The sequence below is a fragment of the Aminipila luticellarii genome, from assembly GCF_004103735.1.
Classification (GTDB): Bacteria; Bacillota; Clostridia; order Peptostreptococcales; family Anaerovoracaceae; genus Aminipila; species Aminipila luticellarii.
In genome coordinates, this window is record NZ_CP035281.1 from 1891190 (window position 1) to 1904362 (window position 13173).

The 13173-nt window shown below is 43.7% G+C and carries 13 protein-coding genes; all 13 read right to left on the reverse strand.

Features of this window, described 5'->3' with window-relative positions; genetic code table 11:
* Positions 1–8: 8 nt before the first annotated feature.
* The 13 genes from pheS to EQM06_RS08820 all read right to left on the reverse strand — a co-directional run bounded on the left by pheS (position 9) and on the right by EQM06_RS08820 (position 13170).
* Positions 9–1031 carry a phenylalanine--tRNA ligase subunit alpha gene (pheS, locus tag EQM06_RS08760; RefSeq protein WP_128745986.1) on the reverse strand — a complete coding sequence of 341 codons (1023 nt, stop codon included), beginning with the start codon at positions 1029–1031 and terminating at the stop codon, positions 9–11.
* A gap of 50 nt (positions 1032–1081) precedes the next feature.
* A complete protein-coding gene (locus EQM06_RS08765) occupies positions 1082–1900 on the reverse strand; it encodes a TrmH family RNA methyltransferase (RefSeq protein WP_128745988.1) in 819 nt (272 codons plus the stop codon).
* Positions 1901–1998: 98 nt separating this feature from the next.
* The gene (ftsZ, locus tag EQM06_RS08770) at positions 1999–3120 is read right to left on the reverse strand and encodes a cell division protein FtsZ (RefSeq protein WP_128745990.1); all 1122 of its coding nucleotides are present in this window, start codon (positions 3118–3120) and stop codon (positions 1999–2001) included.
* A gap of 86 nt (positions 3121–3206) precedes the next feature.
* Positions 3207–3596 (reverse strand): small basic family protein, encoded by a 390-nt coding sequence (locus EQM06_RS08775; RefSeq protein WP_128745992.1) that lies wholly within the window; start codon positions 3594–3596, stop codon positions 3207–3209.
* Complete coding sequence (locus tag EQM06_RS08780; protein WP_205666537.1) at positions 3593–4330, reverse strand: DUF881 domain-containing protein; 738 nt, start codon at positions 4328–4330, stop codon at positions 3593–3595. Before EQM06_RS08780 ends, EQM06_RS08775 begins: the two co-directional genes overlap by 4 nt.
* A gap of 16 nt (positions 4331–4346) precedes the next feature.
* Positions 4347–5084 carry a DUF881 domain-containing protein gene (locus EQM06_RS08785; protein ID WP_164914407.1) on the reverse strand — a complete coding sequence of 246 codons (738 nt, stop codon included), beginning with the start codon at positions 5082–5084 and terminating at the stop codon, positions 4347–4349.
* Between the two features lie 10 nt (positions 5085–5094).
* Positions 5095–5841: a cell division protein FtsQ/DivIB gene (locus EQM06_RS08790; RefSeq protein WP_128745998.1), complete on the reverse strand. Its 747-nt coding sequence runs from the start codon at positions 5839–5841 to the stop codon at positions 5095–5097.
* The gene (murA, locus tag EQM06_RS08795; protein WP_128746000.1) at positions 5834–7090 is read right to left on the reverse strand and encodes a UDP-N-acetylglucosamine 1-carboxyvinyltransferase; all 1257 of its coding nucleotides are present in this window, start codon (positions 7088–7090) and stop codon (positions 5834–5836) included. The genes EQM06_RS08790 and murA overlap by 8 nt, the downstream gene beginning before the upstream one ends.
* 62 nt (positions 7091–7152) lie before the next feature.
* On the reverse strand, positions 7153–8247 hold the full coding sequence (murG, locus tag EQM06_RS08800; protein WP_128746001.1) for an undecaprenyldiphospho-muramoylpentapeptide beta-N-acetylglucosaminyltransferase: 1095 nt from the start codon (positions 8245–8247) through the stop codon (positions 7153–7155).
* A 41-nt stretch (positions 8248–8288) separates the two neighbouring features.
* The gene (gene ftsW / locus EQM06_RS08805) at positions 8289–9407 is read right to left on the reverse strand and encodes a putative lipid II flippase FtsW (RefSeq protein WP_128746003.1); all 1119 of its coding nucleotides are present in this window, start codon (positions 9405–9407) and stop codon (positions 8289–8291) included.
* Positions 9408–9429: 22 nt separating this feature from the next.
* Entirely contained in the window at positions 9430–10800 is a 1371-nt protein-coding gene (murD, locus tag EQM06_RS08810; protein ID WP_205666538.1) for a UDP-N-acetylmuramoyl-L-alanine--D-glutamate ligase, read from the reverse strand.
* 16 nt (positions 10801–10816) lie between these two features.
* Positions 10817–11773, reverse strand: a complete 957-nt coding sequence (mraY, locus tag EQM06_RS08815; protein WP_128746005.1) for a phospho-N-acetylmuramoyl-pentapeptide-transferase — start codon at positions 11771–11773, stop codon at positions 10817–10819.
* Between the two features lie 14 nt (positions 11774–11787).
* A complete protein-coding gene (locus EQM06_RS08820; protein WP_128746006.1) occupies positions 11788–13170 on the reverse strand; it encodes a UDP-N-acetylmuramoyl-tripeptide--D-alanyl-D-alanine ligase in 1383 nt (460 codons plus the stop codon).
* Positions 13171–13173: the final 3 nt, after the last annotated feature.

The window sequence follows — 13173 nt, forward strand, 5'->3', positions numbered from 1 at the left end:
GGTACCTCCTATTTGAACTGGTTGATGAATCTCATATCATTTTCATAGAAATTTCGGATGTCATCAACTCCATATTTAAGCATTGCAATTCTTTCCACACCCATGCCAAAGGCAAAACCGGTATACTTTTCCGTATCAATCTTGCCGACTTTCAGCACATTTGGATGTACCATGCCACATCCCAAAATTTCGATCCAGCCGCTTCCTTTGCAGACATTGCAGCCTTTACCGCCGCATTTGAAACAGGAAACATCCATTTCCGCACTGGGCTCCGTAAACGGGAAATGGTGCGGTCTGAATTTTGTCTTTGAGTCCGAACCAAACAACTGTTTTGCAAAGCTGTCCAGAGTTCCTTTTAAGTCCGCCATGGTGATTCCCTCATCTACTACAAGGCCTTCTACCTGATGGAACATCGGCGAATGGGTTGCATCCGGCGTATCACAGCGGAAACATCTTCCCGGAGAAATAATCTTAATCGGGGGTTTCTGCTTCATCAGCGTTCTGGCCTGTACCGGCGACGTCTGGGTTCGGAGCAATATATCTTCTGAAATATAGAAAGTATCGGAAAAATCTCTGGCTGGGTGATTCGGTCCTGCATTGAGGGCATCAAAGTTATTGAATACCGTTTCCACCTCGGGGCCTTCCGCAATGGAAAATCCCATGGACATGAACACTCTTGATATTTCTTCTATGGTAATCGTCAGCGGATGTTTGACTCCCAGCTCATATTTCACACCGGGTTCCGTTACGTCGATGGTTTCCAGCTTGAACTTTTCCTGTTTTGCTGCTTCCTTGACCATCGCAAATTTTTCCTCCAGCAGTCCTTCTATCTCTGCTCTCACGCTGTTTGCTGCTGCTCCAAGGCTCTTTCTCTCTTCCGGGGCAAGTTTTCCCATGGATTTAAGAATGTCAGTCAATTCACCTTTCTTTCCAAGAATCTTCACTCTGATTTCTTCTGTTTCAACTTGTGAGGAAGCCTTTTTTATCTGATCTTTGGCTTCCTGCAAAATCCTACTTAATTGAGTCTGCATTTTATAATCCTCTCTATATCTTAAAATTTATATCATTCGCTCTGTCTCTCTCATCCGTGCCGCATTGCTTCATACATGAGTATAGCCGCTGCCACCGACGCATTTAACGATTCGATAGATCCGGACATAGGAATCTTGACTACCTCATCGGAATGTTTCTTAAACACTTCACAAATGCCGTTTCCCTCATTTCCTATCACAAGGCCTATATGGTTCTTTAAGTCTGTTTCGTAGTAATATTTATCCGTTTCAAAGCCTGTGCTCACCACCCGCTTGCCATGCTTTTTTAAGAGCTGAATCGTCTGCTCCGGTGAATCCGAAAACAGTAGGGGCATTCTGAAAAGAGAACCTGTACAAGCCCGCACGACTTTAGGGGAAAAAATATCCACGGTGCCCTTTAAAATGATAATGCCGGCATATCCTGCCGCATCAGCCGTTCGTATCATAGTGCCTGCATTTCCCGGATCCTGCAGCCGGTCTAAAACCAAAATATTACCGTTCCCCTGTCTCTCTGCCTCAAAGAAGCTGTCCTCTGCCACAGAATTTTTTTGAACGATTCCCATGACACCTTGAGAATTTTCAGTTTTTGCACAGCTTGCAAACAGCTGCTCCTCAAAAATCAGAATGTTTTCCTCTCCTGCTTTTCCAAGCTCCGCCGCATAACGCTCGCAAAGTCCTGTTATTTCGGCTCGCCTGCCTGCCGTTTCATCCAGGATCAGAAAATCCGGTACGATGTTATTTTTTAAGGCTTCTTCTATCAAGTTAGGGCCTTCGATGATGTACCGCCCCCATTTTTCTCTGTATTTTCGGCTTTCAAGCTGCAAGCACATTTTATATATTTTATTTTCATGGGAAGTAATTTTTTTCATAAATCACCAGTCAACCTATTCTGTCCGCCGTGCTACAGCGCCGGACAGAATATTAAAAGAAAAAGCCGGTTATGGTACCGGCTTTTTTGTTAAATATTCTAAAAACCCTTTCTTTCTCTATTCAAAAAAGACGGTATTACAAAGTCTGAATCTTCACCTGAAAGCAGGTCGTCGTCTCTGCTCTCTGTTTCCGCAGCTTTTTCTGCCGGAACCTGTTCTTCTGTCTTTCCAACAGGTTTAAATATGCCGGCAGCCGCTTCACTGGGTCTCGCTTCAAAACCCGTAGCGATAACTGTGACCAAAATTTCATCTTGAAGATCTTCTTTAATGGAAGCACCGAAGATAACAATAGCATCTTCACCAGCAGCATCTTCAATCTGAGCCGCCGCCTGACTGACTTCAAGCATACCCATGTCATAACCGCCCATGATGTTGAGGATAATGGCTTTCGCTCCATCAATGGAGGTTTCCAGAAGCGGACTTTCAATAGCATTCTTAACAGCTTCTTCCACTCTGCTGTCGCCGGAGGCTCTGCCGACACCCATGTGCGCAATGCCTCTATCGCTCATAACGGTCTTCACATCCGCGAAGTCCAGATTGATCAAACCGGCTTCCGCTATCAAGTCTGAAATGCCTTGAACACCCTGTTTTAAAACTTCATCTGCCATACTGAACGCCTGCAGCATCGAGGTGTTTTTTTCCGCCACTTGAAGCAATCTGTCGTTGGGAACCACCACGAGGGAATCCACATATTTTTTTAATAAGCTGATACCCAGTTCAGCGTGCTGCCTTCTCCTTTTTCCTTCAAAGGTAAACGGTTTTGTAACAACGCCCACCGTAAGGATGTCCATGTCCTTGGCAATCTTCGCAATGACCGGTGCCGCCCCGGTACCGGTGCCGCCTCCCATTCCGGCGGTAATGAAAACCATATCGGAACCTTGAATAAATTTAGAAATATCTTCAATATTTTCTTCCGCGGCCTTTTGTCCTATCTCCGGATTCGCTCCTGCCCCAAGTCCCTTCGTAAGCTTTTCGCCAATCTGGATCTTTGTTTCCGCCAAGCTTCCGGCTAATGCCTGCTTGTCCGTATTAACAGCCATATAAGTAACGCCCTTCAGGCCTTTTTCAATCATTCGATTTACAGCATTGCAGCCACCGCCACCAACACCTATTACCTTTATTTGGGCAGTATTTTGTTCATTTACTTCAAACTGCAGCATTATCAAGTAACCTCCTGTCACTATAGCACAAAATTAAAATACATATTAATGCTTTATTATACCATAAATAATGTATGTTTGCACTATTATTCCTCAATATTTTGTTCATTTTTTAACTCGCTTTTTCGATTTTTTCTTTCAAAGTACTTGTCTATAGCAAGCCTTCTTAAAACCGCCAGATTGTTAAATAATCTGCCTCCGAAAACAAAGATAGCCGCAAAATAAAGAGGTACTCCCAGCTTATCTCCCACATAAGTTAGGACCATTGCCAGCAAGGCATTGGTAACAAAACCGGATATGAAAATCAGGCTGTTATACTTTTCCTCCATCATGGAACGGGCCGCACCCACAATAGAGTCCATTGCTGCCAGAAGCCCCATAGTAATATAAAAGGAATATTCCGCCGGATACGAAATATCCAGGCCAAACCCTAATGCCAGTCCGAGTGCCAGACCTATTATAATCGCAAAAATCAATTCGTTCCCTCCTTTTGAAGCTTGTTCATATATTTATAGTTATATTCCCTTGAAACTGCGTCAATGGTGATGTCGTCCTTTAAGCGGACTTCAAACTGCACCCCCCAGTTTTTCAGTGATGTACCATACCCATCCGGATCTACAAGAGCGGCCGCCATTCTTTTGCCGTCTCCGATAGCTTTAATCCTAAAAGGCCTTGCATAGACCTCCCCGTTTATTCTCACCGTATATCCGGAGCAATAGATTGCCGTGTTTGCTGTGATCCGTTGTCCATTTACCGAGACAGCTTCTGCCCCGCAGCGGTTGAGTTCATTTATGATCATAAGAATGTCCGAATCGTGCACCAACAGATTATTGATATCTTCTCCGGCAAAAAGTTCCCGTGTCCCGTCGTCGATCAGAACCTCCACACCGGCTCCTTTCACTTTTTGCTGTCCGCTGGCCATTTTATACTTTTCCACATCCCGTTCCAGATTCTGCTTCATGTCCTCATCGGATTTCCCGTCGGAGGGATCCGCCTTTTCATAAGCAGCAAGCTTTGTTTTCGTCTCTTCGATCATAAGCTGAAGTTTCCCGATCTCTTCCTTCTCACTGCAGATTGTCGTCTCATAATCCTCAATGGTTTTAGGCGATACATATAACCGTTCTCCATCGCTGATTTTCATCTGACAGGCAAAACCGATTCCAATTATCATGCATATCACAAATGTGATCCAAATCATGTTTTTCTTCATCCTGCACCTCTGCCCATTATTCGGACTTTTCTTCGGCAACAGGCTTCGCATATTTAAAGTTGATGGTTCCCGTATATCTAGGTATCACCATGCTCTGCTTCTTTTCAGTGGTGACGATCAGATTGTATTTCAGCTTCATCGTGTCGATAATACCGCTTCTTATATTAATTGCGTCGTGGATGGTATCTGGGTTTCCAATGGCCTTGACATAGTACGGAGGTGCCGTAGGCGTTCCGTTGATGTTTACATTGCTGCCTGCCATGCTGATCTCCGTTGTTCCCACAATTCTCTGTTCATTGATAGAGACCGCTTCCGCTCCGGCTTCCTTTAATTTGTTTACCAGGCTTAAAAGCAGCTCATAGTTGTACATAATCGTACTGAAATCCTGCTCATATTCATCCGTTACCACCGGGTCTTTTATAGTGACCAGAACCCCTGGGCCCTGCACGTCCAAAACACCGGAGGACATTTTATATTTTTCCAGATCAGACACCAGACCGTTTATGAAATCATCCTCTTTGGCTTTATCTCCTTCTATGGAGTTCATCCGCTCTTCCAGTTCCATCAGCTGCTGTACCACGATTTCCTTTTCATCCTTTACCGTCTTAAGCTGTGCTTCATAGCCTCTTACTTTTGCCAAAGGAACCAGACCGCCCTGATCCCCGCCGGCAGTCATTCGTAATTGAATGGACAAAATCAGCCCTATAAACAGTGCCAGTATTCCCAGAACAATCAGCCCACTGTACTTCTTCATCTCATCTCTCCTACTCCACATTTGGATCAAAAGAACAATAATTATCCGATCCGATCTTTATCGTGCCTCTTTTAATACCTTTACTGTACATTTCATAAAGCGTCGTCTCCAGCTTCCCGTTCTTCAAGCTTTCCTTCAAGTTCTCAGGGGTGCCCTCACAGACCAGCTCATCGTAAATATGTGCCTTGATAATCACACTTGAGGTATTGATTTTTTTAAAAAATAAATCCGAGTCCTCCATAGATGCCAGCATGCTGAGCGTATCTGTCAGTATGGAATTTTCTTCTGCCTCAAGAGGTTTTCCTTCTTTTGCCTTCTTTACAGTCAGCCCTTCAATCACAGTGATTTTAGGCTCTGTCTTTGCCTTTCTGAGTACCAGCCCGTCCGAATCTATGATAATATATGTACCATTATAAAGTACGGCGGCCTTCTCTGATCGTTCCGTCACATCAATGACTACGGTGGATGGCAGTTTTCTTTTAATCTTGACGTTTTTAAAATAAGGATCTTTTAAAAGCTTGTCTTTTATCCCACTCTTTTTCAAGCTGAAAATATTTTTGCCGACTTGTATTCCCGCCTTGTCCTTTACCTGCTCCACTGTGTAATAATTGTTGTTTTCGACTTTCACTGAATCAATATCGAACCACTCAGAGGTCATCAAAAAATATAAACCAGCTCCTACTGCTATTATTACTAATAACCTTAGGAGATAGTTCTTTTTCTTTCGTTTTTTCTTCTTTCTAAGTTTATCAGTCATTTGTTTTCCTAATATCTGCTCCAAGACTTCTCAATGTCTGAGAAAAGTCTGCATATCCTCTCTCTATGTGTTCTATACCCTCAATAACCGTTTTTCCCTGTGCCATAAGCCCGGCAATCACCAGAGAAGCTCCTCCCCTTAGATCCGTTGCCGATAAACGACATCCTTTCAGTTCCTTCACGCCGTTTATAAAAGCGTGGTTCTCTTCAACCGAAATATCTGCTCCCATCCTTTTCAGTTCCTCGGTAAAGGCGAAGCGATTCTCAAAAATCGTTTCGTCCACATAACTGCTTCCTTCCGCCAAGGTCAACATGGATAAGAAAGGAGATTGCAGGTCTGTGGGGAATTCAGGATAAGGGCCGGTTATAATTTTGCTCGGTGCCTTTAATTTGGCAGGTGCTTTAAAATATATTTTATCTCTTTTTACCCCTACTTCGCAACCTGTTTCTATAAGCTTTTCTAAAATACTTTTTAAATGCCGGCTTTGAGCGTGGTGCAGGATTAATTCTCCTCCTGTGGCAGCCGCAGCAGCCAAATACGTGCCGCACTCTATTCTGTCCGGTATAATTTGGTGATTTCCGCCGTGCAGGACAGAGCATCCGTTAATATATATGGTTTTTGTTCCGGCGCCCTTAATATCTGCTCCGCAGGCATTTAGGAAATCCTGCAAATCCCCGATTTCAGGTTCCATGGCACAATTATTCAACACCGTATGCCCTTCAGCCGTGGTTGCTGCCATAATTGCGTTTTCTGTAGCTCCGACGCTGGGAAAAGAAAAGTCAATTACCGCTCCTCGAAGTTTACTTGCTTTACAGATAATCACATCATCCTTTTCTATTATTTCAGCACCCAATCTTCTTAAAGCATATAAGTGTAAATCAATTGGTCTGCTGCCTATATTACAACCTCCGGGCTGACTGATCACCGCACTTCCGCATCTGCCGAGCAATGCGCCCAACAAAAAAACGGATGACCGCATCTCTCGCATCCGCTTCAAGGAAATGGTATCAGCCACCAGCTCCCTTGAATCCACGATTATCGTTTCGTCGCTTGTGTCTGTCTTACATCCCAATTCATTCAATATTTTTTTCATGCTACAAACATCGGTTATTTGCGGAATATTGGAAAGTTGACATTCAGCCCCACTCAATATGGTGGCCGCCAAAATCGGCAGTGCAGCGTTTTTAGCTCCCTTTACGTTATACTCACCGCTGATCCTGTTGCCGCCCCGTATATGATATGATTCCAAAACAGATACACCTCCACTATTATTAATACATAATATGAAAAGGTACCGGTTTTTGTTACTGTTTATATTCCCAAATGCTCATAAATAATTTTTGTTGCCTCGCAAGGAGCTGATTTTTGGCTGGCACGTTCCATGTCCTTTAGTTTCTGTGGATTTAATTTAAAGTGTGAAACAATTTTCAAAAGAGCTTCGGAACTCAGTTCCTTTTCTTCCATAAGAACAGCTCCTCCTTTATCTGCCACCGCTTTTGCATTATAGTACTGATGGTTCCCGGTTACATTCGGTGAAGGAATCAAAACAGACGCCTTGCCGCAAACTGTAATTTCCGAAACCGTCAATGCACCCGATCGGCTTATGACCAGGTCTGCGGCGCTTAAGTAATCCTGCATGTTGCTTATATATTTTTTTATGTGTATGTTGCCTTTATTAACAAAGCCCCTGTCTTCCATGGTCTTTAATATACTATCATAATATGCATTACCTGTTACAAAGTACAGTGAAATATTCTGAATGCCATTCAAATTTTCTGCTACTTCTATCATGACATCGTTTATTTTTCCTGCGCCCTGACTTCCTCCAAAGCATAGAAGCATAAAGTTCTCTTCCTGTTCTTTTATGAATCGCCTTGAATCCGTCTTGACTGCGTCAAAAAAAGCACGTCTGACCGGATTTCCGGATAAGATCAATTTCTCTTTATGCTTAAAATATTTCTCTGCGTCTGCAAAGCTGATGAATACATTTTCCACATATTTTTCAAGCATTTTATTGGTCATGCCCGGAAACGCATTCTGCTCATGTATAAAGGTCCTTATACCCAGCTTATGGGCTGCTCTTACCACCGGACCGCACACATAGCCGCCTGTCCCAATGACAATATCCGGCTTGAATTCCTTCAGAATTTTTTTTGCTTCCCTGCTGCCTTTCAAAAGATCCTTTACGACCTTTACATTCTTCATGATATGTTTTCGGTTAAAGCCGCTGACCGTCACAAATTTAATGGGATATCCGTTTTGAGGTACCAGATCCTTTTCCAAACCTCTTTTGGTTCCCACGAAAAGAATATCGGCATCCGGTCTCTTCTCTTTTATTTTTTCTGCTATGGCAATAGCAGGATAAATATGTCCTCCGGTTCCCCCGCCTGTCATAATAACTTTCATAACGTACTACCTTTCTTCAAATGATATAGGAATCTGTTTCCTTATTCCACTGCAACCGTATGCCTTGATATATTGAGGAGTATTCCCACTGAGGCCATAAAAATCATCAGGGCGTTGCCCCCGTAGCTGACAAAAGGCAGCGTAACTCCTGTAGGCGGCATGGACGAAGTCACTACCGCTATATTCAATATCACCTGAATACCTATCATGATGGAAATTCCCGATGCAAGCAAGGTTCCAAATAAATCCGCCGCATTAATGGCGATATGAATGCCCCGCCAGACTAGAATAATATAAGCTGCGATTAAAATCAGGCATCCCACATATCCCAGCTCTTCCCCTATGATCGCAAAGATGAAATCATTCTGCGGTTCAGGCAGATATAAATTTTTTTGTATGCTCTTTCCTAGACCTAATCCAAATAATCCTCCCGAGCCTAAAGCCAGCAAAGATTGAACCACCTGATACCCGGTGTTCAGCGGATCTGCGAAGGGATCCATAAAGCTGGTCAGACGCTTCATCCAATGGCTTTCAGGATTGGTAATAATCAGTGTACATATGCCCAAAGCCCCTACGCCGATCAGTCCGCCCAAATAAATGTAGTTCAGTCCCGCCGCAAACATGATCCCTATGATAATGATGCAGACCGTAATGGCTGTGGACAGATTGGGCTGCAGAACGATTAGCCCTGCATATACACCGCAGAGCAGGAACAGCGGAACCACGCCCTTGGTCAATGATTTTATAATTTTCGGATCTCTGCTTAAAAACCAGGACGTAAATATGATCGCCGCAGGCTTTGCCAATTCTCCGGGCATGATGGTAATTCCCCCCACTCCAAGCCACCTCGTAGCATAGTTTCGTTCTACCCCCAGCGGCGTAAAAAGAAGGGCCAGAAGTACGATACTTATAATCATGATGGGCTTTGCCACCTTGCCATAAATCCTGTAATCCACCGATGCGGTGACCAGCATTGCACCCAGCCCCAGAACAGCCCAAATCGTATCCTTGACCAGATAAGAGTATGGATTGCCGCTCTTGTTTATTGAAGTGTAATAACTGGCACTAAACACCATTATTATTCCGAAGATGACCAATGCCAATGTGATCAGCACCAGAACAAAATCTCCGGATTTCATTCTTCTTTTTCTTTTTGCCATTTACATTTCCAACCTCAGAAAATTATTTTTCCAGACCGTGAACACAATGTTTAAAATGTTCACCTCTCTGTTCAAAACAAGTATACATATCCCAGCTTGCACAGGCCGGAGAAAGCAAGACCGTATCTCCCGGTTCAGCCAGTTTAAAGGCTGCCGTCACGCACTCTTCCATGTTTTTAGCCATGGTTATGTGTGTAAAGCCTGCCGCCTCAGCCTGTTCTTTAATTTTAGGAGCCGTTTTTCCCAGCAGCACCATATGTTTTACCCTTCCGTGGAAGGATTTTATAAAGTCCGTAAAATCAGAGCCCTTATCATAGCCCCCCGCAATTAAAATAATGTTCTCTTTCATGGCATCAATGGCTTTCATAGAAGCATCCGGATTGGTGCCTTTCGAGTCGTTCACAAATTTAACGCCGTCCACCTGACCGCAGTATTCCAGCCGGTGCTCTACTCCGCCGAAGCTTTTCAGCGTATCTGAAATGACAGCAGGTTCAATTCCCGCAAAATAAGAAATGGCCGCTGCCGCCAGGGCATTCTCCAGATTGTGGTTCCCCGGAATCTTTAATTCATCTGCCCGGCATAGAGTAATTTTCTTTCCGTCATCATTAAGGATCACGATGCGCCCACCCTCTACAAAAGCTCCATACGACAGCTTTTTCTTTATGCTGAACGGAACAACCTTTGCGGTTTTGCACTGTTTACTCAGTTCAAAGCTGCCGGGGTCATCATAATTTGCGATGTAATAACCGTCTTTATCTTGATTTTGAAACACCTTAGCTTTTGCAGCTCCGTAGTTTTCCATGGTATGATGCCGGTTTAAATGATCCGGTGTCAAGTTTAAAATCGCAGAAATTTTAGGCTTAAAATATTTTGTGGTTTCCAGCTGAAAGCTGCTGGTTTCCGTTATGAGCCATGAATCCGGTTCGGCATTGACTGCCATGGATATAACCGCAACACCAATATTTCCGACCACATACGTTTTTCGCTTGGCGTTCTTAAAGATTTCTCCCACAAGCGTGGTGGTGGTGGTTTTTCCGTTGGTCCCTGTAATGGCCACATAATTTCCGTTTCCCACCCTGTACGCAATCTCCAGTTCGCCTATCACTTCAACGCCCTTTGCCACAGCCTCCTGTACAAAATTCAGTTCAGGGGGAACACCGGGGCTTAATACCATCATATCAATTTCATCCAGGCAGGCGGGTACTTCTCCGAAATAGCAGGTTACGTCTCTGCCCGCTAAGAAGTTCACCAATTGAGGTTCTATATCGAAAGCAGGTTTTGAATCCTGTACATAGACCTTTGCTCCAAGGTATAACAGAGCCTGCGCTGCTGCAATTCCTGATTTCCCCATTCCTACAATCAATACTTTTTTATCTTTCATATTATCTTTCATGCTTTCACCTCTACCTCTATAGAATGAGCAGCCCAATTACACAGCAAATCAGTGTAAATGCCCAAAAGAGCGCCACCACATGCGTTTCCTTTAAACCGCATAGTTCAAAGTGATGGTGTAAAGGCGCCATTTTAAAAACTCTTTTTCCTGTTGTCTGAAAGCTGACCACCTGTATCATTACGGAAAGGGCTTCCACTACAAACAGCATTCCCGCGATGGGGAGCATCAGCTCCATGTTCATGATGATTGCCGCGGCAGCTAAGCCGCCTCCCAAGGCTAAAGAGCCGGTATCCCCCATAAAGACCTTTGCCGGATACTTATTGAACATTAAAAATCCCATGCATCCGCCGGCTAAAGCCGAGTTGAAAATTCCGCCGGCATTGATGCCAAAATTTACGGCTACTATGGCAAAAAATAAAGCTACCAGAGTAGTGACTCCCGATGCAAGCCCGTCCAGACCGTCCGTCAGGTTTACGCTGTTTACCATGGCCACCACTACAAAGGCTACAAAAGGAATATACCAAATACCAAAATCCCAATGCTGGTCGATGATTGGTATGTACACCGAGGTCCCATAAACAGAAACGCTGGATTGGTATGCCGCTACCGCAGCTGCAATGATGATCTGAAGCACCAGCTTTTGCCACGCCCTCAATCCCAGATTCTGCTTTTTGGCCACTTTCAGGTAATCATCCAGAAATCCAAGCAGACCAAAGAGGACAAAAGCGGCGAGAATCACACCCATATCTCTGGACATGCCCCCCGATGTAAGGCAGGTTATCACGGTGGCAGCAATGATTGCCAGACCGCCCATAGAAGGAGTTCCCGCTTTTGCCTGATGAGCTTTTGGCCCTTCCTCCCGGATATTCTGTCCCGCTTTTAAATTCTGCAAAATAGGTATTTCCACATAGGTCAGTACTAAACTTATGAAAAATGCCACTATGATTAAAATTCCAATTTGTAAATAACTCATAACTACTCCTAAAACTATTCCATGATTTTTTTAACTACCTGATCCATAGCCATCCCCCTCGAACCTTTTACCAGAATAATATCTCCAAGCCGTACCATTGTTTTTATTTCATTCATTAGTTTTTCTTTTTCACTGTAATAAATGACATTCTCTTCTCCCATAATTTTTTTAGCTTCTTCTGCTATATATTTTGCGTGATCTCCTACCGCGATCAGCACATCCACTTTTTGTTCCGCTGCATATCTTCCAACTTCTCTGTGGTATTTGGGGCTTTCCTTTCCCATTTCCAGCATATCTGCCAATATGGCTATTTTTCTCATACCTTTGGTGCTCATGAGAACATCAATGCCCGCTTTCATGGAGTCAGGACTGGCGTTATACGTATCATCGATGACCTTTACGCCGTCTTTCCCTTTAATGTTCAGCCTTTTTTCTGTCAATTCCATTTTTTTCAGTCCTCTTGCAGCTTCTTCCATGGTGATTCCCAATTCTGCGGCTGCCGCCACTGCAAGAGTTCCGTTAATCGCATTGTGCCTGCCCGGAATAGTCAGCTCAAATTTCTGCGTATCCAAATTGTGCTCTACTGTAAAGGCAATTCCTTCTTCGCCTCTATCCGTGATGTCTGATATAATAAAATCACTTTTACCATTATAGCCAACTGATAATCTTTTGTATACACCTTCTGTATTTTCTTTTGTAAGCAAATCGTTTATTTCATTCACCACAAGTACATTGTGTTCATCAAAAAAGTGGGTTATCTCCAGCTTTGCTTTCAGGATACCCTCTCTGCTTCCCAGATTTTCTATGTGGGAGGTTCCTATGTTTGTTATAATTCCAATATCCGGTCTTACAATATCCGCAAGTACATGAATTTCACCGGGCTCACTCATTCCCATTTCTAGAATGCCCACCTCTGTGCCTTCTTCAAAGCCTAAAACCGTAAGGGGCAACCCAATATGGTTATTAAAATTTCCCACATTTCTCGCCGTTTTATATTTTTCACTGCATATATAATACAGCATGTCTTTTGTTGTCGTTTTGCCTGTACTTCCCGTGACCCCAATTTTTTTCATCTGAAAAGCAGAAAGGTAATAGGATGCAAGAGCTTGCAATGCCCGGGTCGTATCCTCCACTTCAATGACATGCAGCTGCGCCTTGAGCGGATGGTTCAAAATTTCCTCCGGATTGGAGACAATAAAATTCCTGCATCCCCGATCAATGGCCATGGGAATAAATTTATGCGCATCATGCATTTCACCGATAAGAGGGAAGAATAAATCTCCCTCTTCAGCTTTTCTCGAATCCGTACAGATTCTTTCAACAGAACTTTCTTCACTTCCCGAAATGACCTCGCCTTTTACAGCTTGGCAAATTTCTCTCATCCTTAGTATTTTCATCTC